The organism is Methylobacterium sp. 4-46, from assembly GCF_000019365.1.
In the GTDB taxonomy this organism is placed as follows: domain Bacteria; phylum Pseudomonadota; class Alphaproteobacteria; order Rhizobiales; family Beijerinckiaceae; genus Methylobacterium.
Genome location: NC_010511.1, coordinates 7,093,828 through 7,114,462, shown reverse-complemented (window position 1 = coordinate 7,114,462; position 20,635 = coordinate 7,093,828). Strand labels below are relative to the sequence as shown.

Sequence of the window (20,635 nt, the reverse complement as noted above, 5' to 3'; positions counted from 1 at the left end):
CGCGCTACTCCGCCGCCACGCGGGGCGCCAGGCCCGGCACCGCGACGAGCCGGCAGATCGCCGGCAGCCCGTCGAGCAGGTGCGGGATCGGCCGGGCCGAGGGGCGCGGGCGCCCGGGCAGGGCGGCCAGCGCCGCCGCCATCCGCTCCGGCCCGGCCGCGTCGGGCGCCAGGGTCTCGACGAGGCCGAGCCGGGCGGCGGCCTCGGCGCGGATGAGCTGCTCGCGGCGCGGGCGCACCCGCGGCAGGATCAGGGCCGGCCGGTCGAAGGACAGGATCTCGCAGAAGGTGTTGTAGCCGCCCATGGCGACCACCCCGGCGGCGCGGCGCATCAGCCGCTCCAGCCGCGCGTCGAAGTCGAGGGAGGAGAGCCGCGGATGCGCGTCGATGCGGGCCTGGAGCGCGTCGCGCGCCGCCTTCGGGAAGAACGGGCCGAACACCACCAGGGCCCGGTGGGGCGGGGCCTCGGCCTCGTAGGCCCGCACCACCGCCTCGACGAGATCGATCCCGTCGCCGCCCCCGCCCGGCGTCACCAGGAGGAAGGGCTCGTCCTCGCCGGCCGGCGAGGCGGCGTCCGGCGCCTCGCGGCGCAGGTAGCCCGTGTAGGTCAGCCGCTCCGCCACGCCCGGCGGCAGGGCGAGGCCGGAGAGCGGCGCGTAGATCTCCTCGAGGCCGTAGACCCAGATCGCGTCGTAGAGCGGCAGCGCCGCGAGCGCGCCCTTGCGCTCCCATTCGGGGGCGAGGAGGCCCGGATCGTCGAGGACGTCGCGCAGGCCGAGCACCAGCCGGCAGCCCCGGTCCCGCAGCGGCGCCAGCACCGGCAGCACCTCGCCGTGGAAGCCGGTCGGCTCCTTGTCGACCAGGAACAGGTCCGGGTCGAAGCGGCGGGCGACGTGCCGGATCAGGGCCGCCCGGGTCTCCACCACGGCGTCGAGGTCGTGGGCCGCGCCGAGGCTGCGATAGGCGCCGCTGTCGAGCTTCACCACGCCGGGCAGGCGCCGGCAGGTCACGCCCGGGGCGAAGCGGAAGGCGTGGCTGACGGGCGAGCCGGACAGGATCAGCACGCGGCGCTCCGGCATCTCGGCCACGAGCGCGTGCGCGATCGCCCGCGCGCGGCGCAGATGTCCGAGGCCGAACGTGTCGTGCGAGTAGATCAGCACCCGGTGCGGGGCGGAGCCGGGCCGCGCCATCAGGGTGTCCGGAGACCAGGAGGGGGCCGCGTCGGACGGGGGCGGCTCGGAGACAGCGGCATCCTGCGACGGACCTCCCGGAACGGAGCGCCCCTGTCGTAGCGCATCCGCCCCCCGCTGGGCTACCCGCCCCGGACGGTTACACGCGTCATCAGGACCGCGCCGCCCTCCTCAGGACGGCGGCACCACCTCGACCTGGATGGCACTGTAATAGGCCGCGAGATCGGCGATGTCGGCATCCGTGAGGGTCTTGGCCGCCACCGACATCACCTCGTTGCGACGGACGCCGCTGCGGAACTCCCCGAGCGCCTTGACGAGGTAGGGCTCGACCTGGCCGGCGAGGTTGGGCGCGTCGGGCAGCTTGGCGACGCCGTCGAGCCCGTGGCAGCCCTGGCAGGCCACCGCCTTGCGGCGCCCCGCGGCGGCGTCGCCCGCCAGGGCGGCCGGGCCGGGCACCAGGGCGAGGCCGGACAGGAGGGCGCAGATCAGCGGCATCGATCTCGGCGAGGCGGCACGCGGCATGGCGGGGGGGCTCCGGGGCGACCCTGCTCATCTCGGCCGGATGCCCCGCGCCGGCAAGGCCGGGACCGCAAGGCCGGGCCCGCGCAGCCGCCCCGTGGGCGCAGCCGCCCCGTGGGCGCAGGGGTGTCCACGCCACCGGGAATTTGCGCTAAGGCTTCTCGGGAGACGGGTGCGACCGCGCCCGCACGATCCTTGCAGCTTCTCGGGAATTCCCTCGTGGCGGGCGAACGCTTCACCATCACCACGGCGATCTCGTATCCGAACGGCGCCCCGCATATCGGGCACGCCTACGAGGTGATCGCCGCCGACGCCATCGCGCGCTTCAAGCGCATCGACGGCTACGACGTGTTCTTCACCACCGGCACCGACGAGCACGGGCTGAAGATCCAGCAGACCGCCGCCAAGGCGGGAATCTCCCCGCGCGCCTTCGTGGACGCGATGGCGCCGCGCTTCCGCACCATGGCGGAGACGCTGAACTGCGGCTTCGACCGCTTCATCCGCACCACCGATCCCGACCACATCGCGTCCTCGCAGGCGCTGTGGCGGCGGATGGAGGCGGCCGGCGACATCTACCTCGCGAAGTATGCCGGCTGGTACTCGGTGCGCGACGAGGCCTATTACGACGAGGCGGAGCTGGTGCTCGGCCAGGACGGGGTGCGCCGCGCCGAGCGGACCGGCACGCCGGTCGAGTGGGTCGAGGAGGAGAGCTACTTCTTCCGCCTCTCCGCCTACGCGGACCGGCTGCTCGCCCACTACGCCGAGCACCCGGACTTCATCGGGCCGGAGACCCGCCGCAACGAGGTGGTGAGCTTCGTGCGCTCGGGCCTGCAGGACCTGTCGGTGAGCCGCACCACCTTCGACTGGGGCGTCCCGGTGCCCGGCGCGCCCGGCCACGTGATGTACGTCTGGGTCGACGCGCTCACGAACTACATCACGTCCTGCGGCTTCCCGGACGAGGCGGATCCGCGCTGGCGCCGCTGGCCGGCCGACCTGCACGTGATCGGCAAGGACATCATCCGCTTCCACGCGGTCTACTGGCCGGCCTTCCTGATGTCGGCCGGGGTGCCGCTGCCCCGGCGCGTCTTCGGCCACGGCTTCCTGCTCAGCCGCGGCGAGAAGATGTCGAAGTCCCTCGGCAACGTGGTCGACCCGATCGCGCTCGCCGGGCTCTACGGGGTCGACCCGCTGCGCTACTTCGTGCTGCGCGAGGTGCCCTTCGGCCAGGACGGCAACTACTCGCACGAGGCGATCGTCAACCGCACCAACGCCGACCTCGCCAACGACCTCGGCAACCTCGCCCAGCGCTCGCTGACCATGATCGCGCGCAATTGCGACGGGGCGGTGCCGCGGCCCGGCGACCTCGCCGAGGCGGACCGGGCGATCCTCGCCGCCGCCGACGCGCTGCCGGCGGTCGCCCGCGCCGCCATGGAGGATTACGCCCTGCACCACGCGCTCGCCGAGATCTGGGCCGTGGTGGCGGAGGCCAACCGCTACTTCGCGGCCCAGGAGCCCTGGACCCTGCGCAAGACCGACCCGGCCCGGATGGCGACCGTGCTCTACTGCACGGCCGAGACCCTGCGCGCGGTCGGCATCCTGGTGCAGCCCTTCGTGCCGGCGGCCGCCTGCCGGCTCCTCGACCTCCTGGCGGTGCCCGGGGAGGCGAGGGGATTGGCGCAGGTCGGGGAGGGGGGCCGGCTCGTCCCGGGCACGGCCCTGCCTGCCCCGAGCCCGATCTTCCCGCGCTTCGTCGAGCCGGAGGCCTGAGGCGGCATGCTGGTCGACAGCCACTGCCACCTCGACTTCGAGGGCCTCGCCGAGACGCTGCCAGAGGTGCTCGCCCGCGCCCGGCGGGCGGGCGTCTCCCGCATGGTGACGATCTCGACCCGCCTGCGCCGGGCCTCCGTCTACCGGGCGCTGGCGGAGGCGCATCCGGAGATCTTCTTCACGGTCGGCACCCACCCGCATCAGGCCGCCGAGGAGCCCGACATCCCCCTGGAGGAGATCGTCGCGCTCTCGCGGCACCCGCGCTGCGTCGGGATCGGCGAGGCCGGGCTCGACTACCACTACGACACCGCGCCGCGGGACGTGCAGGCCCGGGTCTTCCGCACCCACATCGCGGCCGCCCGCGAGACCGGCCTGCCCCTCGTGATCCATGCCCGCGACGCGGATGCCGACATGGAGGCGATCCTGCGCGAGGAGATGGGGCGCGGGGCCTTCCGGGCGGTGCTGCACTGCTTCTCCTCGGGCCGGCGCCTCGCGGAGGCCGGGGTGGAGCTCGGGCTCTTCGTCTCCTTCTCGGGCATCGTGACCTTCCGGCGCTCGCAGGAGCTGCGGGCAATCGCGGCCGCGGTGCCGCGCGAGCGCCTGCTCGTCGAGACGGACGCGCCCTTCCTGGCGCCCGAGCCGCATCGGGGGCGGCCCAACGAGCCGGCCTACGTGGCCGAGACGGCGCGGAGCCTCGCCGGCAGCCTCGGGATGGCGCCGGAGGATCTGGCGCGGCTCACCACCGCCAACTTCTACCGGCTGTTCGAGAAGGCCGCCCGGGCGGACGCGGCCGGGCCCGCCGGCGGCACGGACCGATGAGGAACCGCCGATGGCCACGCTGACGCTGCGCATCCTCGGCTGCGGCTCCTCCGGGGGCGTCCCGCGCGTCGGCTCCGGCTGGGGCGCCTGCGACCCGGCCGAGCCGAAGAACCGCCGCCGCCGCTGCTCGCTCCTGGTGGAGGGGCGCCGGGCGGGGCCCGGGCCCGCCACCACGATCCTCGTCGACACCTCGCCGGACCTGCGCGAGCAGTTGCTCGACGCCGCCGCCGAGCGGCTCGACGCGGTGCTGTTCACCCACGCCCATGCCGACCACACCCACGGCATCGACGACGTGCGCGCGATGGTGATCCACATGCGCCGCCGCATCCCGGTCTACGCGGACGCGACCACGCGGGCGCTGCTGGAGACGCGCTTCGCCTACTGCTTCGCGACCCCGCCGGGCAGCCAGTACCCGCCGATCCTCGACCTCCACGACCTCCCGGACGGCGCGCCCCTCGGGCTCGACGGGCCGGGCGGCCCGGTGACGGCGACCTCGTTCCGAATGGAGCACGGCAACGAGGAGGCGCTCGGCTTCCGCTTCGCGGACGCCGCCTACGCCCCCGACGTCAGCCTGATGCCGGAGGCGGCCAAGGCCCATCTGCGGGACCTCGACCTTTTGATCCTCGACGCGCTGCGCGACACGCCGCACCCGACGCATTTCTCGGTCTCGGACGCGCTGGCCCTGATCGAGGAGGTGCGGCCCCGCCGGGCCATCCTGACCAACCTGCACACGGATCTCGACTACGAGAGCCTGCGGCGGCGCCTGCCGAAGGGGGTGGTGCCGGCCTATGACGGGCTCACGGTCACGGTCGAGGGCTGACAGAACACGCAGAGCCACAGGGTCGGGGTGTCGGGGCTCGTCCACTCGACCCGGTGGCGGCGGCGGGCCTCGATCAGCAGGTGGTCGCCGGGCGCCAGCACCCGCGCCTCGGGCTCGTCCGCGAGCCTGAGCCGGGCGGCGCCCGCGAGGAGCAGCACCCACTCGTCCTCGGCCTGATCGTACCAGAAGCCCGGCGGGCTCGCCTGGCCGGTCGAGACGATGCGCTCGACGCGCAGGCCGGGCCGCGCCAGCAGCGCGGTCACGGTTTCGTCGGGCGTGCCGGGCGGCGGCAGGGCGTCGAACAGGTTTGCGGTCGGGGCCGGCATGGCGGGGGGTCCGGGTCGGGGGCTCGGGGGCTCCGACCGAAGCAGAATTGCATGGCGCACTTCTGCTTGGTCTCTTGGTTTCGCATCATTCTTCGCCGCCGAACCGGCGGCCGCTTCGGCGAATGATGCTGAGCGCGGGACGCCGCGTCCGGGGAGCCTCGGGGCCGAACGGCCGTCCGCCCCGTCCCGCCCGCCTCGTTCCAGTTCCATAATCTTCCTTATGCGAATCGGGTGTGTCGGCGCAAAGTGAGAATGTCCCACCTGTGCAATGGTGGAATGGCACACTCCCCTGTCCGGACGGGCCCGCGGAACCAGCCGGCGAGCCGCCTCATTCTGGTGACGAGAGCGGCAGCCCGGTCCGCAGCCGGCCCCGGCGGCCCGCACCCACCCCGATGGAGGACGCGATGGGCCTGTTCACGAAGGACATCAAGACGCTCGACGACCTGTTCGTTCACACGCTCCAGGACATCTACTACGCCGAGAACCAGATCACGAAGGCGCTCCCGAAGATGATCGCCAAGGCGACGGACCCGCAGCTCAAGCAGGGCTTCGAGACGCACCTGCGCGAGACCGAGGGCCAGATCCGGCGCCTGGAGCAGGTCTTCCAGATGCACGGGCACCAGCCCAAGGCCGTGGATTGCCCGGCGATCGACGGGATCATCAAGGAGGCGAACGAGACGGCGGGCGAGATCGCCGACGCGGAGGTGCTGGACGCCGCCCTGCTCGCCGCCGCCCAGGCCGTCGAGCATTACGAGATCACCCGCTACGGCACCCTGATCGCCTGGGCCAAGCGCCTCGGCCGCAGCGATTGCGCCAGCGTGCTGCAACAGACCCTCGAGGAGGAGAAGGCCACCGACCAGAAATTGACCGCCATGGCGGAGAGCAAGGTCAACCAGAAGGCGGCGTGACGCGCCGGACCTCCTCGCGCCCCGCGCGAGGAGGTCCGCGGCGCGGGCGCCGCGACGAGGGCGGCCGCGCCGCATCGGTCGGCGCGGGACGAAAAACCTCCACGCTCACCTCGCAAGTCACCGATCGCGGCCTCTCACGTGGGGAATAAATTCCCATACGCGGCCGCCGCGAGGAAAGTCCCTGATCTCCTGATTGTCGCCGGCCTGCCCGCGATGGGCGCAGAGGCCGCCGATCTTCCGGCCCGGGACGCCGTCCTGCGCCCTCTGCGCCGATCTCGACCGCACCGTCTCGACGCGGGTCGGCGGCGAGCAGGTCCGGTTCAAGGCCGGGTACGAGGTGCACCAGCGGCGGATCGGCCTCGATCACCGGCTGAACCGGCTCTGACCGGCCGGGGCCGCCCTGCCCCGGGGCACCTTGCCGGACCTCGCGACGAGGAAGGTCCGGCCGCGCGCAATCCCGGCCGGGTCCGCCGCGCCGTCGCACGCCACGAACTGGATCTCGACCTCCGCCATGCCCCCGCTCCGAGCCGGATCCGACCCGTCACTCCGCCTGGGGCAGGGACCAGGACGCACCGCCCCGGTCGCTCTCGTTCCGGCGCAGATGAGTCGCCAAACCCGCGATCACCGCGAGGACGAGCGGGAACAAAAGCACGACCAGCATCCCAACCACCATGACACTCATGACCCTGCCACGTTAATCGCTCTGCGTTGCTTCAGGCTTGTGTGGCCTTCCGGGGAAATTGATGATTCGCTCCCCGCGCCGAATTTCGTATGATGGACCGCGGATTGTTGCAAGATTTTCGGAAAATGTGACGGCATATACCGAACGGCATAAGCATATGCTGACTCTCCCGCGTGGGAGAGACGTTTCTCAACAGTTCCTCACCTGATCCGATCGGCGGAACGGCGCGGCCGGCTCCCGCGCCCGGCGCGGCGGGCCCCGCGCCCGCCCGGGCCGGCCCGGGCGGGCGTGGACGGCGACTTCCTCGCCGTCGCGGTGACCGGCGGCATCGCGGTCGCGCGGATCCCCGACATCTGGGAGACGCTGCAGCTGGCCGGCTTCGCGCAGACGCCGATCACGGCCTTCGTGATCCTCACGGCGAGCCGGCACAGGCCGGAGATGAAGACGCCCGGCCGGCTCCTCGGCTGCGCCGCCGGAGGGCTCTACGGGCTCCGCGCCATGGCCCTCGCGGCGGACGGCGTCCTGCCCTGGCTCGCCTGCCTCGCGGGCGGCCCTTCGTCGCGGGCGTCGTGCAGCACGGACGCGGCGACGGCGCCTATGCGGGCCAGCAGGCGGCCACTGCGTCGCCACGGTGCGGGGACCCGCGCCGACGACGGACCTGCTGCCGGCTGTCGACCGCCCGATCGGAGTTGCCGGCGGGATCGCCGGGGTGCTGGCGCTCGATCCGCTCCTGGCGCCCCTGCGCCCGCCGGCCGCCGCCCTGGTGCGGTCCGCCTCCGGTGCCTCGCCCGCCGGGCGGGCGGCCCGCGCGATTGCGGTGGACGCGACGCAACCGCGCGCGACTTGCCCATCCCGCAGCCGGGAGGTCCCGTCTATCCTGCCGGAATCGCGAGCTCTGCCGGGACAAAGGGGATGAGCAGGATGGTGAAGGCGGTGATCGCTCTCGTGCTGGTGCTGTGCGCCGGCCCGGCTATGGCGCAGAGTAAGCTTTCGGACTTGAAGAAGGCGAGCGAATTCAACGCGTCCTGCCAGCCCGGCGCGACGGAGCTGCAGAAAACCTACCTTGCCGGCTTCGTCCTGGGCGCGGCGGACGCCTCCGTCGGCAAGCATCTCTGCCCGAAGGATCCGGTCTCCACGCAGCAGCTCGTGGACGTGTTCTGCCGCTACATGAAGGAGCACCCGAAGAACCTGAACCGGCCCGGGGGCCTGCTGCTCGGGCTCTCGCTCTCCGAGGCCTGGCCGTGCAAGCCGTGAGGCGGTCCGCCGCCAGGCGGCGGTCCGGCGCCGGTCAGGCGCGCAGGGACGCGGCGGGCGATTGCCGGTAGGCGAGCCAGGCCGGGAGCAGGGCCAGCACGGAGGCGACCGCGAGGAGCGCCCCCGCGAAGGCGGCGTCCTCGGCGGCCAGTTCCACCGGCAGGGTGAAGCCGCCCTGCCCCTGCGCGAGGCGCGCGAGGAGCCGGGCGGCCCCGTAGCCGAGGGCGACGCCGCCGGCGATCCCCGCCGACACGAGCAGCATCGCCTCGCCCCAGACGATCAGGAAGACCGCGCGGCGCGGCGCGCCGAAGGCCCGCAGCGCACCGATCTGGCGCCGCCGCTGCGCCACGTGGATCACCGTGATCAGGAGGAGCGCGGCCGCCACCAGGGCCTCGGCGCCGGCGGAGATGGCCATCAGCACCTGCCGGGCATCGCCGAGGGTCGCGTAGAGGCGGGTCAGCACCTCGGCCGGGAACACCGCCAGCGTGCCGCCGCCGCGGTACTCCTGCCGCAGCTTGTAGGCCGCCGCGAAGGAGGTGGGCTTGACCAGGATGGCCGGCAGGCCCGGCAGATCGTGGTCGAAGGTCTCGTCCAGCGGCGCCTGCGCGTTGATGCGGCCGTGGGCCGCCTCCCCGTCCGGCCCGGCGCGCCCGCGCTCCTGACCAAGACCGTGTTCCTGGCCGTGTTCCTGGCCGTAGGCTTGGCCGTGTTCCTGGCCGTGGTCTTGGCCGTGATTTTGGCCGTGGTCTTGGCCGTGGTCTTGGCCGAGCCCGTGGACGTGCCAGACCGCCTGGATCGGGACCAGGATGGCGCGATCCCACGCCGTGCCGGTCGGGGACAGCCGGCCGACGAGGCGGTAGGTGGCGCCCGCATGGGTGGGGCCCGGCTCGCCGCCGCTGCCGTGCATCGGATGCAGGGCGGTGCCGAGCGGCAGGTCGACCGCGGATCCGGCCACCGCCTCGCCCTCGGCCCGGAACGGGCGCCCGTCCCGGATCCCGCCCGCGACGCCCTCGACGAGGCGCGTCGTCGTGCCGACGATCGGGTGGCCGCGATAGCTGTCGCCGAAGCCGACCGGCGCCGCCCAGGCGACGCGGGGATCGCCCGAGAGCCGGGCGAGCACGTCGCCGGGGACGAGCGGCAGCGGCGCGGGCTGGAGGAAGACGGCCGACAGGACGAGCTGCACCTCGCTCCCGGGCGCCCCGACCACGAGGTCGAACCGGTCGGCGGCGCGCGCGCTGCCGAGCCGCAGCGCGCGCTCCTGCAGCGTGACCGCCACGCCGAGCGCGGTGGACAGGGCCACCAGGAGCACGATGACCAGGGAGGCGGCCCAGAGCCGTCGCAGATCGGCGAGCACGAAGCGGATCACGGCATCGCTCCCGCGGCGGCCGTGCCGGGCCCGCCCGCGGCGGCCGTGCCGGGCCCGCCCGCTTCGGCCGCACCGGGTTCGGCTGCTCCCGCGGCGCCCGGCTCGGCCCCCGTGTCGGCGGCGATCCGGCCGGCCGCGAGGCGGATGCGGCGGTCGAGCCGCTCCGTCAGCCGCTCGTCGTGGCTCACCACGATCAGGGTCGCCCCCTCGCTCCGCGCGAGGTCGAGGAGCAGGGCGCCCACCGCCGCACCCGCCTCCGGGTCGAGGCTCGCGGTCGGCTCGTCGGCGACGAGGAGGCCCGGCCGGCGCAGCAGGGCCCGCGCCACTGCCACGCGCTGCATCTCCCCGCGCGACAGGGTGGCGACGTCCTGCCCGGGGCGGGCGAGGCCGACCCGGTCGAGGAGATCGGCGGCGCGCGCCCTCGTCGCCGCATTCCCCGCACCGGAGAGCCGGGCCGGCAGGAGCACGTTGTCGAGGGCCGAGAGCCCCGGGAACAGGTGGAAATCCTGCATGACGAGCCCGACCGTCTCGGCCCGCCAGCGGTCGCGGCGCGCCTCCGGCAGGGCGGCGATGTCGGTCTCGCCCCACTGGATCTGGCCGCGATCCGGCCGGGCGAGGCCCGTGATCAGGTTGACGAAGGTGCTCTTGCCCGAGCCCGAAGCCCCCGTGACGGCGACGCGCGCGCCGGCCGCGAGGCCGAGGCGCTCGATCGCCAGGGCCGGCGCGGCGAGACCCGGGAAGGAGACCGACAGGTCGCTGATCCGCAGGGCGAGCATGGCCAAAGGCTGTGATGGACCGCGGACAGGTGGTGTGCCGGCCATCACAGCCTCCCGACGACCGCGAAGCGGCCGTGGGTCAGCCGGATCAGGCTGACGAAGCCGCTCTCGGGGTCGGTCCAGGAGCCGACCTCCAGCCGCCCGGTCACCTCGATCAGCGTGGCGGGCGGCGCGAAAGTCTGCTTGCGGTCGAGGTAGACGACGACGATGTCGTTCGGCCAGTCGGCGTCCGAGGAGCAGAACGGGCACAGCGCCATCGGGATCGCGGTCAGCACGAAGAAGGCCGCCTCGGCCTTGAGCGGCGGCGCCATGAAGCCCCGCATGGCGACCTCCTGCCCGGCCAGGGCCTTGACCTTGTCGGAGAAGGCGAGGCCGAGCACGCCGATCGTCCCGTAGAGCTCCTCGAAGGTGAGGCTGGCCGCGGCGGCGCGGGCCGGACGCGCCGCGAGCAGCGCGGCGGCCGGAACCGCCCCGGTCAGAAGCCGGCGGCGGTCGATGACGAGGGAGGTCGCGGCCATGGCTGCCCGATGCGGCGATCGTGGCGGCTACTTGCTTGGCGTCTTGCCTGCCGACGCCTTGCCTGCCGAAGCCTCGCCTGCCGAAGCCTGGCCTGCCGGCGAATTGGCCACCGTCCTCGTGGCGCCGAGGGCGAAGGCGTCCGCCAGCACCCGGTAGACGTCGCTCTCCTCCATGTAGCCCTTGAAGCCTTCGGCGCCGGGGCCGGCCGCCTGCAGCACCACGTCGTCGACCGCGTGGACGCCCGATTCCTCGTCCTTGGGGATGTTGCCCTTGACCAGGACCGCGCCGGGCACGTCCTTGTACTTGTCGTTGGCGACGTAGGTGCCGCCCTGGGTCTTCAGCGCCGGCTCGAACGGGCCGTCGAGCTTGGGCCGGAAGGTCTCGTAATGGTCGGGGCCGTTGGTGCCGAACAGGGCGAGGCGGCGCGAGACGTCGACGCGGTCGGGATAGCCGTCGCCGTCCCTGTCCTCGTAGTTCGGGAAGCCGGCGGCCGCGTAGGTGCCGACCTTCTCGCGCATCTCGTCGCCCGGCAGGTCGTCGTTGATGGTGCCGATCACCGACATGCCGTGGGTGTGGTCGCCGGTCACGACGACGAGCGTGTCGGGATGGGCGGCCTGGAACTGGCGCGCCACCGCGACGGCCTGGTCGAACTCGATCGTGTCGAAGACCGCCCGCTCCCAGTCGAGCGGGTGGCTCGCCTTGTCGATGCAGGACCCCTCCACCATCAGGAAGAAGCCGTCCGGATTCCTGGACAGGCTGTCCAGCGCGGCCCTGGTCATCTCGACGAGGCCGGGCTGCCTGGGGAACTTGCCGACCGTGCCCTTCTTGAGCTGCATCCGGTCGAGCGCGTAGTCGAGGTTGCCCGGGTGGAACAGGCCGAGCAGCCGGTCGCGGCCGGCGATCGCCTGGAGCTCGTCCCGGTCGGTGGCGAGCGCGTAGCCGGCCTCCCGGAACAGCGCGATGAAGTCCTTGTCGTCCCGGCGCTTCGAGCCCGGCACGGCCCTCGGCAGGAAATAGGCCGAGCCGCCGCCGAGGATCACCTCCGGCTTCACGGAAAAGAGCATCTCGACGATCTCGGCCTTGTCGGCGCGGCGGCGGGTATGCGCCACGACGGCGGCCGGGGTCGCGTCCTCGATCTCCGAGGTGACCACGAGGCCGACGGATTTCCGCGTCTGGCGCCGGACCGCCTCCGCGAAGGTCTCCACCCGGGGGTCGTCGAGGGAGGCGGGCGTGCGGTCGGCGTAGACGCCGAGGGCGTTCACCGCCGTCTTGTGGCCGGTCATGTAGGCCGACATCGTGTTGGCGCTGTCGGTGGCGACCGCGTCGGTGGCCGAGGTGCCGATGAAGGCCATGCGGTCGAGATCGTCCATGGCGAGGCGGCCGTTGGCCTTGCCCCCGGTCATGCCCTTGGCCATCAGGCGCGCGGCGGTGCGATGGGCGACCGACAGCCCGTCGCCGAGCAGGAAGATGATGTTCCTGGCCTTGGGCGCGTCGGCGGTGCCGAAGACTTCCCAGGTCACGCTCCAGCGGTCGTTGCCGGCCGTCGCCTCCACCGTGTAGCGGCCGGGCTTGGCGATCCTGACCCCGCGCAGGAGCACGGCCGAGCCGAGCTCCTTGCCGTCCTTGTCCGTCTCGACCTCGACGAAGCCGGTGCCCGCGCCGAGGGCCGTCCGGTAATCCTCGCCGTTGACGGTGATCCTGACCTCGTCCGCCTTCACCTTGGCCTCGAACTCGACCTTGAAGTCGAAGGGCGAGCCGACCAGGATGGTGGCGCGGTCGAGCGGCATGACGGTGGCGGCGTCGGCGGCACCGGAGAGGGCGACGCTGGCTGCGAGGGCGAGAAGACGTGAACGCATCGAAGCTTCCCCTGGTGCGGCGCGCACCACGCCGTCCGGCGCCGCTCTAGCTCGCCTCGGTGACGTTTCCCTAACACGTGCCGGCCGCGCGGGGTCGACCCGATCGGGCGACGGCGTTCGGGCACGACCCCCTCCCCGGCCGCGCGACCGGGCGGGCGACGGCGGGCGGCTTCGAGGGCGCGCGAGGGACGCGACGCCTTTATGCCCGGCCCGGATCGCGATAGGCAGGGCGGCCCCGCCCCTCCCGCATGCGCGCCCCGGACGGGCGCGCCTCGAAGCCGCAGGACAATGAAGGTCGTCATCAGCGAATTCATGGACGAGGCGGCGATCGCCGCGGAACTGTCCGGCCTCGACACCCTGTACGATCCGGGCCTCGTGGACCGGCCGGAGGCGCTGAGGGCGGCGCTCGCCGACGCGGATGCGGTGATCGTGCGCAACCGGACCGAGCTGCGCGGCGACCTGCTGGCGGCGGCCCCGAAGCTGAGGGCGGTCGGGCGGCTCGGGGTCGGGCTCGACAATATCGACCTCGACGCCTGCCGGGCGCGCGGGATCGCGGTCTATCCGGCGACGGGGGCCAATGACGGGGCGGTGGCCGAGTACGTGATCGCGGCCGCGCTGCTGCTGCTGCGCGGCGCCTACGGGGCGAGCGCGGCCGTCGCCGCCGGGGCATGGCCCCGCGCCGCGCTCATGGGGCGCGAGATCGCGGGCAAGCGGCTCGGCCTCGTCGGATTCGGCGCCATCGCCCGCGAGACCGCCCGCCGCGCCGCCGCCCTCGGCATGGCGCTCGCCGCCTTCGACCCGCACCTCGCGGCGCAGGACCCGGCCTGGAACCCCGCCTCCGGACCCGTCGCGCGCCTCTCCCTGGACGACCTCCTGGCGCAGAGCGACGTGCTGTCGCTGCACGTGCCGCTGACGCCCGAGACGCGCGGCATGATCGGCGCGGCCGAGATCGCCCGCATGCGGCCGGGGTCGGTCCTCATCAACGCGGCCCGCGGCGGCGTCGTGGACGGGGCGGCGCTGGCGGCGGCCCTGCGCGCGGGGCGGCTCGGCGGCGCGGCCCTCGACGTCTTCGCGGCGGAGCCCGTCGATGCCGCGGCCGGCGCCCTGTTCCGCGACGTGCCGAACCTGATCCTGACCCCCCACATCGCGGGCGTGACGGTCGAGTCGAATATCCGGGTCTCCGCCGTCACGGCGCGCGCCGTCCGCCGGCACCTGACGGGCGGGTGAGCCGCCGGCGCGCCTCGGCGCGGGCCGGCCGGTCGCGCCCGAGCGCCCGATCGGGGGGCGCATCTTCCAAGAAACCTCCGAATCGCAGAACCGTGCTCTCCTGAACGCCGCGACGGCAGTGTATTTCTCCCACGCTCCGCAGAGGGCGAGGCACCGACAACGGAGGAGACGCCATGGTTGACCGCGACCGACGGGCCTTTCTGCAGCGCGGCGTCCTCGCCGGCGCGGCGCTCGCGAGCGCCCCCTGGCGCGCCGCGGCCGAGGAGATCGCGACGCTGCCCTTCGGCAACGGCGAGCGCCCCCTCGTCGCCTATCCGGGCAAGCGCCCGCTCCTGCAGATGACGAGCCGCCCGCCGCAGCTGGAGACCCCGTTCCGGGTCTTCGACGAGGGCGTGATCACCCCGAACGACGCGTTCTTCGTGCGCTACCACCTCGCCGACATACCGGTCGCCATCGACCCCGAGCGCTACCGCCTGGAGGTGAAGGGCCATGTCGAGACGCCGCTCGCCCTGTCGCTCGCCGAGATCCGGGCGCTGCCGGCCAGCGAGATCGTCGCGGTCAACCAGTGCTCGGGGAATTCGCGGGGCTTCTTCGCGCCGCGGGTCGCGGGCGGGCAGCTCGCCAACGGCGCCATGGGCAATGCCCGCTGGACCGGCGTTCCGCTGCGGACCGTCCTCGACAAGGCGGGCCTGCGGCGCGGGGCCGTGCAGGTCGCCTTCGACGGGCTCGACGGGCCGGTGATCCCGGAGACGCCCGACTTCGTGAAGGCGCTCACCCTCGACCACGCCCGGGACGGCGAGGTGATGCTGGCCTACGCCATGAACGGCGAGGACCTGCCCTGGCTCAACGGCTACCCGCTGCGCCTCGTCGTGCCGGGCTATTACGGCACCTACTGGGTCAAGCACCTGAGCGCGATCACGGTCCTGGACAAGCCCTTCGAGGGGTTCTGGATGACCTCCGCCTACCGGATCCCGGCCAATTCCTGCGCCTGCACGGAGCCGGGCGAGGCCCCGAAGGCGACGGTGCCGATCGGCCGCTTCACCGTCCGCTCGTTCGTCACCAACCTCGCCGACGGGGCGACCCTGCCGGCGGGCGAGACGCCGCTGCGCGGCATCGCCTTCGACGGCGGCGAGGGCATCGCCGAGGTGGCGGTCTCCACCGATGACGGGCGGACCTGGACCCGCGCCGAACTCGGCGAGGATCTCGGCCGCTACTCCTTCCGCCCCTGGACCTTGCGGGTCGACCTCACCCCGGGGGCGCACGCCGTGCGGGTGCGCGCCACCAACCGGGCCGGGCAGTCGCAACCCCTCGACCCGCTGTGGAATCCGGCCGGCTACCTGCGCAACGTCGTCGAGACGGTCCGCGTGCGCGCCGCCTGAGGGAGAGGCCCAACGATGCCCACGATACCGCGCTCCGCGCTCCTCGCCCTCGCCGCCCTCACGATCGCCCTCGGGGCGGCCCGGGCGGCGCCCCGAACCTACGCGCTGCCCGAGGGCGCCGCCGCGCTGCGCCCCGGGCCCGAGCCCGGCTTCTCGGCCGCGCAGGCGAACTGCCTCACCTGCCACTCGCCCGATTACCTCGCCATGCAGCCGCCCGGGAAGGGTCGCGCCTTCTGGGACGCGGAGGTGACCAAGATGATCAAGGTCTACCGCGCCCCGATCGACGAGGCCGACGCCAAGGCGATCGCCGCCTACCTCGCCGCGGTGTACTGATCGTCGTGATGCGATGCGACCGCTCAGCCGGCCGGGCCCGCGGCCCGGTCCGCTCAGGGAGCCGAGACCAGATCCGCGAGATGCGCCCGCGCCGACGCGGCGGTCCGCGCCTCGGGCGCCGGAGCGACGCAGATGCGGGCCGCCACCAGCGCCAGGGCGAGCGTCCAGAACAGGGCGGCCGCGGCCGTGCGGGCCCGCCGGTCCCCCGCCGGGGGAGCGGGCTCCCGCCCGCTCTCCAGCGGCTCGCCGTAGGCATCGAAGGTGACGGCGCGCGCGGCCGGGTTCCTGCTCGTCATGGGCGGCACTGTCGCGCCCGGGCGCCCTCCGGGCAATGGACGCGTCTTCCAAAGTCGCGGCGCCGCGGAGGAGGATCGTCCCCTTCTCCCCGGTTTTGCAGAATATCGATCCTCCAGGCCCTGCGCAGCCGCCGATGACGACGAAACTCTCCTCCATGGTGCGCGCGGCGCGGAGCGATCGGCCCGCCTCCGCGCTTCCCGGGATCGCGCTCTGCCTCGCGGTCGCGGCGGCGGCGGTGGCGGCGCAGGGATGGGAGGAGGCCAGCCTCGGCCACCCCTACATCGAGGCCCTCGTCGTCGCGATCCTGATCGGGATCGCGCTGCGCACCGCCTGGACGCCGGGCCCGCGCTTCCGCCCCGGCATCGCCTTCAGCGCCAAGCAGCTCCTGGAGGTCGCCGTCACCCTGCTCGGCGCCTCGATCAGCCTGCAGGCGGTCGTCGCCTCGGGACCGGCCCTGCTCGCCGGCATCGTCGGGACCGTGGTGCTGGCCCTGTCGGCGGGCTACGGGATCTGCCGGCTGCTCGGCCTCCCCGCCCGCATGGCGATCCTGGTCGCCTGCGGCAACGCGATCTGCGGCAACTCGGCCATCGCCGCGGTGGCGCCGGTGATCGGCGCCAAGGCCGAGGACGTGGCCGCCTCGATCGCCTTCACGGCGGTGCTGGGCGTGCTGGTGGTGCTGGGGCTGCCGCTCCTCATCCCGCTCGCGGGCCTGTCCGAGCACCAGTACGGCGTGCTCGCGGGGCTGACCGTCTACGCGGTGCCGCAGGTGCTCGCCGCGACCGTGCCGGTGGGGCTGCTCAGCACCCAGGTCGGCACGCTGGTGAAGCTGGTGCGGGTGCTGATGCTCGGGCCGGTCGTGGTCCTGTTCTCGCTCGTCGCCGCCCGCCTGCCCGCCGAGGGCGCGACGGCGCCGCGGCGCGCCGGCGGCCCCGGCCTCACCAAGCTCGTGCCCTGGTTCATCCTGGGCTTCCTGGCGCTGGCGGGCCTGCGCTCGCTCGGCCTGATCCCCGAAGCGGCCTCGCGCCCGGTGACCCGCCTCGCGGGCTATCTCACGGTGGTGGCGATGGCCGCGCTCGGGCTCGGCGTCGACCTGCGGGTGCTGGCCCGCGTGGGCGGCCGCGTGACGCTCGCGGTCACCGCCTCGCTCGCGATCCTGCTGGCGATCAGCCTCATCCTGATCCGGACGCTGCGGGTCGCGTGATCCGGGATCCGCTTGATCGAAGCGGATCCCGGATCACAAGCCTGCGCGGCGCCTGAGCGAAGCCCAAATCCGCCATCGCGAAGGGATCAAGCGGATTTGGTATGAGTTGCACACCGGCTTCGCCGTCCCTCACGGATGAAACCTGTGGCATGCTGGAGCGGTCGTCGGCGGAGAGATCGGTTCGTCTTTGGTGTGCCCGACCCCGTGTATGAGTGGCACCGGGGCCGCGCGACCCGCCCGGCGCCCGCGCCACGCCGCCTCCCGAGAACCCGTAACGACTCCGGTCACGAGAAGGCGCCAGATGAGGGGGGCGTGGGCCGCGGCGGGGCGCCCGGAAGGGAGGATCTCCGCGGCCGCGGCGAACACAGGCCGGCTCGCCGCCGGCGGGGTATTTTCCCGATATTGCATGCAGGACGCCCGAACGACTTCGCGGAGGCCCGGCCGGCACGCCCTCCCGCGCCACGCTTCACAGCTGATGCTGCCTGACCGGATGCCGGGCGCCCCGCGGGCGCCGCTGCCCTTTAAGTAAACTATCAGCACTGTCCAGCATATTTCCGCGGCGTCGGCAGATGCACCGCAAACCAGCGATGGCGAATGACTGCTTAGAGGATGCAGAAACACATTCTCAACGTTGCGCCCTTCGCCTCCGCGCGTCACGATACAGTGCGCCTTGCGGGACCCTGCGAGGGGCGCGGCCGGATCCGCAACCCGGAGACCTGGATCGGCCGGCGAGCAAGAGGCATCATGGCACCTGACGAGACGATCCCGGCAGCCGCGGATCCCGGATTGGCCGGGGACGTTCCGGCCGACACGCGCCCGCGGCTGCCCCGGTTCGTGCACGCGGCGCTGGGCACGCAGCTGCGGGCCGCCTACGCGGCGGTCATGGGCGGGCCGCAGCCTCAGGCTCTGCTCGACCTGATCGCGCGCCTGGACGCCGCCCAGGCCGCGCGACCCGCATCGACGTTCCGCGAGGATCTGCTCGGGGCCGTTCCGGCGCTGCGCGCCTACGCCCTGTCGCTGACCATCCTGCGCGCCGAGGCCGATGACCTCGTGCAGGAGACGCTGCTGCGGGCCTGGCAGAACCAGGACCGCTTCGCGCCCGGCACCAACCTGAAGGCGTGGCTGTTCACGATCCTGCGCAACCAGTTCTACACTGCGGCGCGCAAGCGCCGGCGCGACGTGGAGGACGCGGACGGCGAGCAGGCCGCCCGCATGGTCGCGCTGCCCGACCAGGAGGACGGCATCGCGCTGCAGGACGTGTGGATGCGGCTGAGCCAGCTGCCGGCGCCGCAGCGGGAGGCCCTGCTGCTGGTGGCCGCGCAGGGCCTGACCTACGAGGCGGTGGCGGAGCTGATGGGCTGCCGGGTCGGCACGGCGAAGAGCCGCGTCAACCGCGCCCGGGCGGCGCTGGCGCAGGCCCTCGGCTACGAGGGCGGCCGGTCGGGCCGGATGCTCACGTCGTGATCGGCACCCCCGCCCCGGCGGGATGCGCGCCGGAGCGGAATGCCCCCGGCATGGGGAACGCTCGCGCGTCGCCGTCGTTACGGGGCACGCTCATCCGGCCGAGCAGCGTGCCGACGCTTCCGGGAGGCCGGACCCGCTCGGGACCCTGCCCCACCCCGCGCGCGGCTGCATCGGCCAACCCCGGTCCGGGAATCCCGCATGACGGCCGAGCAGATCCGCCTGATGACCTTCCTCGACCTCGTCGGCGGCTGGGTGACGCTGTTCGAACTGTCCGGAACCCGGGCGCTGGCGCGGGACGACGACCTGTTCGTTCCGAGCCTCGTGGCGCAGGGCTGGGCCGATCACGACCGCGACGGGGCCGCCGTGCGCATCTCCGCGACCGGCCGCGCGGTTCTGGAGAACCGGCTCGATCTGGGCGGCTCGTGAGGTCGCGCCGGCGGCCGATCCCGCGCCGGCCGGCGGCCCTGGCGCGCGGGCGTCCGGTCCCTCAACCCCGCCCTCCGGCGCGCGGGTCGGTTCCGTCCGTCGTCCCGGCCGGCGCGGAGGTCCAGGGGAAGGAGGCCCAGGTGGACAGGCCGAAGACCGGGACGGGCCAGTTCCGGAACCGCGAGTTCCCCTCGTGCGCGCGGTCCGGTTCCGGCGCGGCGCGATGCCGGACCGGCTCCGCGGCCGCGGCCTCGGCCTCCACGATCGCCTCCGCGATCCGGGCCACGAGGTCGTGGCAGGCATCCGCGATGGCCTCCGCCTCGTCGCGGCGGATCGCCTGCGCGAGCCGCGCGCCGCATTCGTTAACGATCCGGCGCGCGGCGCGCACCGCGTCGGCGTGAGTCTCGTGCGGTCGCGTCATCGGCAGACCTCCTGGATGGGCCGCGAAGCGGCACGGCGCCGGGCCCCGCCCGCCCGCGGGGCCGGGGTGGATCTCGGGCCGACCACGTAGGCGCTCCGGACCGCCTTCCAGAACGCGTCCCTCTCGGAACCGGTCAGTCGTTCCAACCGGCGGTCCAGATCCGCCCGCCCCCGGACCGCGTATTCTGTTTGCTGCGTCGCCGAGAGCGCATCTGCCGCACCAGTCATCCCGCACTCCCGTACTGGGGAAGGTGCGCCTCGCACCTGGGTGATCGCCCATCTCCGGACAGGGTCGTCGGGTCCGGCTGGGGCTTAGGAATCTCCGAGAGGGCGAAACCGTTCCATGTGCGGCTCCATGCGCGGCTCCATGCGCGGCCCGGGGCGCGGCTCCCGCCGCCTCGCCGGGGCCGGGCGGTCCGCGCAGCGCGGGGCGCCGGCCCCGACGCGCGGGATGCCGCGGGCCCTCTCAAGGCCGCCGAGGCGCGTCGTCCGGGGCCAGACATTCACGGCCTCACCACGCTCTGCGTCACACATAAACGCATGATGAACGGCGTGGCGGCCCACCTCGTCAGCCTATTTTCTGGATGGAACTGTTCTCCAGGGCACCCGTTCTGAGGGCTAGGCCCTGTCGGGCGGCGACCAAGCCACCCGGCAGACGTGCAGTCATCGATGTGCGACTTGTCCGGCCGCGAAATCGGCCTGCCCTCTTGGTGCGTGGACTGTCGCATCGAAAATGGAGGCATGATCATGAAGACGCTTGCTCTGACCCTCACCGCGGCGGCCGCGCTCACCGGCGCCGTCTCGTCCGCCCAGGCCTACGAGTGGGGCGACGGCTACGGCCCGGGCTACGGCCATCGCCGCGTGGTGATCCGCGAAGGCTACCGCCCCACCCGCTTCTACCACCGTCGCTTCGACGACCGCCCCGACGTGCGGGTCATCGAGCGCCGGTCCCACGGCTTCCGGTCGCACCACCACTGGGACTACGACGACTGAGCGGATCCGCGACACCGTCGCGAGGGCGCCGCCGGGCGGGCGCCTCCGGGCGCCCCGCCCGGCGCGGTCACGGCCCTGCCTGATCCCGCCCGCC

At 73.6% G+C, this 20,635-nt stretch carries 23 protein-coding genes; 13 read left to right on the top strand and 10 right to left on the bottom strand.

What is annotated here, in order from left to right; genetic code table 11:
* Window positions 1-4: 4 nt before the first annotated feature.
* Together M446_RS31295 and M446_RS31290 are read right to left on the bottom strand one after the other, a co-directional pair.
* Window positions 5-1,189 carry a glycosyltransferase family protein gene (locus tag M446_RS31295; protein ID WP_012336105.1) on the bottom strand — a complete coding sequence of 395 codons (1,185 nt, stop codon included), beginning with the start codon at window positions 1,187-1,189 and terminating at the stop codon, window positions 5-7.
* A 171-nt stretch (window positions 1,190-1,360) separates the two neighbouring features.
* On the bottom strand, window positions 1,361-1,684 hold the full coding sequence (locus M446_RS31290) for a c-type cytochrome (RefSeq protein ID WP_018263309.1): 324 nt from the start codon (window positions 1,682-1,684) through the stop codon (window positions 1,361-1,363).
* Window positions 1,685-1,927: 243 nt separating this feature from the next.
* Between M446_RS31290 and metG the strand changes: the two genes are divergently transcribed.
* From metG to M446_RS31275, 3 genes are read left to right on the top strand one after another with little or no spacing between them, the layout of a single operon-like run.
* Window positions 1,928-3,475, top strand: a complete 1,548-nt coding sequence (metG, locus tag M446_RS31285; RefSeq protein ID WP_012336103.1) for a methionine--tRNA ligase — start codon at window positions 1,928-1,930, stop codon at window positions 3,473-3,475.
* Between the two features lie 6 nt (window positions 3,476-3,481).
* Window positions 3,482-4,294, top strand: coding sequence for a TatD family hydrolase (locus tag M446_RS31280; protein ID WP_012336102.1), 813 nt, complete (start codon window positions 3,482-3,484; stop codon window positions 4,292-4,294).
* A 10-nt stretch (window positions 4,295-4,304) separates the two neighbouring features.
* Window positions 4,305-5,114, top strand: coding sequence for an MBL fold metallo-hydrolase (locus M446_RS31275; protein WP_012336101.1), 810 nt, complete (start codon window positions 4,305-4,307; stop codon window positions 5,112-5,114).
* On the opposite strand, the gene M446_RS31270 is transcribed toward M446_RS31275, so the two are convergent.
* A complete protein-coding gene (locus M446_RS31270; protein WP_012336100.1) occupies window positions 5,081-5,440 on the bottom strand; it encodes a cupin domain-containing protein in 360 nt (119 codons plus the stop codon). The genes M446_RS31275 and M446_RS31270 overlap by 34 nt on opposite strands.
* 404 nt (window positions 5,441-5,844) lie before the next feature.
* Between M446_RS31270 and M446_RS31265 the strand changes: the two genes are divergently transcribed.
* Together M446_RS31265 and M446_RS31260 are read left to right on the top strand one after the other, a co-directional pair.
* Window positions 5,845-6,348, top strand: coding sequence for a ferritin-like domain-containing protein (locus M446_RS31265; RefSeq protein WP_012336099.1), 504 nt, complete (start codon window positions 5,845-5,847; stop codon window positions 6,346-6,348).
* Window positions 6,349-6,541: 193 nt separating this feature from the next.
* Window positions 6,542-6,733 (top strand): hypothetical protein, encoded by a 192-nt coding sequence (locus M446_RS31260; protein ID WP_012336098.1) that lies wholly within the window; start codon window positions 6,542-6,544, stop codon window positions 6,731-6,733.
* Here M446_RS31260 and M446_RS38420 read toward each other — a convergent pair.
* On the bottom strand, window positions 6,712-6,861 hold the full coding sequence (locus M446_RS38420) for a hypothetical protein (RefSeq protein WP_012336097.1): 150 nt from the start codon (window positions 6,859-6,861) through the stop codon (window positions 6,712-6,714). The two genes, M446_RS31260 and M446_RS38420, sit on opposite strands and share 22 nt — an antisense overlap.
* Window positions 6,862-7,951: 1,090 nt before the next feature.
* On the opposite strand from M446_RS38420, the gene M446_RS31250 reads away from it, so the two are divergent.
* The gene (locus M446_RS31250) at window positions 7,952-8,284 is read left to right on the top strand and encodes a Rap1a/Tai family immunity protein (RefSeq protein ID WP_018263313.1); all 333 of its coding nucleotides are present in this window, start codon (window positions 7,952-7,954) and stop codon (window positions 8,282-8,284) included.
* 34 nt (window positions 8,285-8,318) lie between these two features.
* On the opposite strand, the gene M446_RS31245 is transcribed toward M446_RS31250, so the two are convergent.
* From M446_RS31245 to M446_RS31230, 4 genes are read right to left on the bottom strand one after another with little or no spacing between them, the layout of a single operon-like run.
* The gene (locus M446_RS31245) at window positions 8,319-9,650 is read right to left on the bottom strand and encodes an ABC transporter permease (RefSeq protein WP_012336093.1); all 1,332 of its coding nucleotides are present in this window, start codon (window positions 9,648-9,650) and stop codon (window positions 8,319-8,321) included.
* Window positions 9,647-10,426: an ABC transporter ATP-binding protein gene (locus tag M446_RS31240; RefSeq protein ID WP_012336092.1), complete on the bottom strand. Its 780-nt coding sequence runs from the start codon at window positions 10,424-10,426 to the stop codon at window positions 9,647-9,649. The genes M446_RS31245 and M446_RS31240 overlap by 4 nt, the downstream gene beginning before the upstream one ends.
* A 44-nt stretch (window positions 10,427-10,470) precedes the next feature.
* Window positions 10,471-10,944, bottom strand: coding sequence for a hypothetical protein (locus tag M446_RS31235; RefSeq protein ID WP_012336091.1), 474 nt, complete (start codon window positions 10,942-10,944; stop codon window positions 10,471-10,473).
* A gap of 27 nt (window positions 10,945-10,971) precedes the next feature.
* Window positions 10,972-12,801, bottom strand: coding sequence for an alkaline phosphatase (locus M446_RS31230; protein ID WP_012336090.1), 1,830 nt, complete (start codon window positions 12,799-12,801; stop codon window positions 10,972-10,974).
* Window positions 12,802-13,089: 288 nt separating this feature from the next.
* Between M446_RS31230 and M446_RS31225 the strand changes: the two genes are divergently transcribed.
* The 3 genes from M446_RS31225 to M446_RS31215 all read left to right on the top strand — a co-directional run bounded on the left by M446_RS31225 (window position 13,090) and on the right by M446_RS31215 (window position 15,740).
* Entirely contained in the window at window positions 13,090-14,028 is a 939-nt protein-coding gene (locus tag M446_RS31225; RefSeq protein ID WP_012336089.1) for an NAD(P)-dependent oxidoreductase, read from the top strand.
* A gap of 173 nt (window positions 14,029-14,201) precedes the next feature.
* Window positions 14,202-15,407: a molybdopterin-dependent oxidoreductase gene (locus tag M446_RS31220; protein ID WP_012336088.1), complete on the top strand. Its 1,206-nt coding sequence runs from the start codon at window positions 14,202-14,204 to the stop codon at window positions 15,405-15,407.
* 15 nt (window positions 15,408-15,422) lie between these two features.
* On the top strand, window positions 15,423-15,740 hold the full coding sequence (locus M446_RS31215) for a hypothetical protein (protein ID WP_012336087.1): 318 nt from the start codon (window positions 15,423-15,425) through the stop codon (window positions 15,738-15,740).
* Window positions 15,741-15,793: 53 nt separating this feature from the next.
* Here M446_RS31215 and M446_RS31210 read toward each other — a convergent pair whose 3' ends face one another.
* Window positions 15,794-16,036: a hypothetical protein gene (locus M446_RS31210; protein ID WP_012336086.1), complete on the bottom strand. Its 243-nt coding sequence runs from the start codon at window positions 16,034-16,036 to the stop codon at window positions 15,794-15,796.
* A 134-nt stretch (window positions 16,037-16,170) separates the two neighbouring features.
* On the opposite strand from M446_RS31210, the gene M446_RS31205 reads away from it, so the two are divergent.
* The 3 genes from M446_RS31205 (at window position 16,171) to M446_RS31195 (ending at window position 19,128) form a co-directional block, all read left to right on the top strand.
* A complete protein-coding gene (locus M446_RS31205) occupies window positions 16,171-17,238 on the top strand; it encodes a YeiH family protein (RefSeq protein ID WP_415926894.1) in 1,068 nt (355 codons plus the stop codon).
* A 744-nt stretch (window positions 17,239-17,982) separates the two neighbouring features.
* Window positions 17,983-18,702 carry a NepR family anti-sigma factor gene (locus M446_RS31200; RefSeq protein WP_012336084.1) on the top strand — a complete coding sequence of 240 codons (720 nt, stop codon included), beginning with the start codon at window positions 17,983-17,985 and terminating at the stop codon, window positions 18,700-18,702.
* Between the two features lie 198 nt (window positions 18,703-18,900).
* On the top strand, window positions 18,901-19,128 hold the full coding sequence (locus tag M446_RS31195; protein ID WP_012336083.1) for a hypothetical protein: 228 nt from the start codon (window positions 18,901-18,903) through the stop codon (window positions 19,126-19,128).
* 61 nt (window positions 19,129-19,189) lie between these two features.
* Here the strand turns inward: M446_RS31195 and M446_RS31190 are convergent, their stop codons facing one another.
* The gene (locus M446_RS31190) at window positions 19,190-19,549 is read right to left on the bottom strand and encodes a hypothetical protein (RefSeq protein ID WP_012336082.1); all 360 of its coding nucleotides are present in this window, start codon (window positions 19,547-19,549) and stop codon (window positions 19,190-19,192) included.
* A 746-nt stretch (window positions 19,550-20,295) separates the two neighbouring features.
* On the opposite strand from M446_RS31190, the gene M446_RS31185 reads away from it, so the two are divergent.
* Entirely contained in the window at window positions 20,296-20,541 is a 246-nt protein-coding gene (locus M446_RS31185; RefSeq protein ID WP_236728836.1) for a hypothetical protein, read from the top strand.
* Window positions 20,542-20,635: the final 94 nt, after the last annotated feature.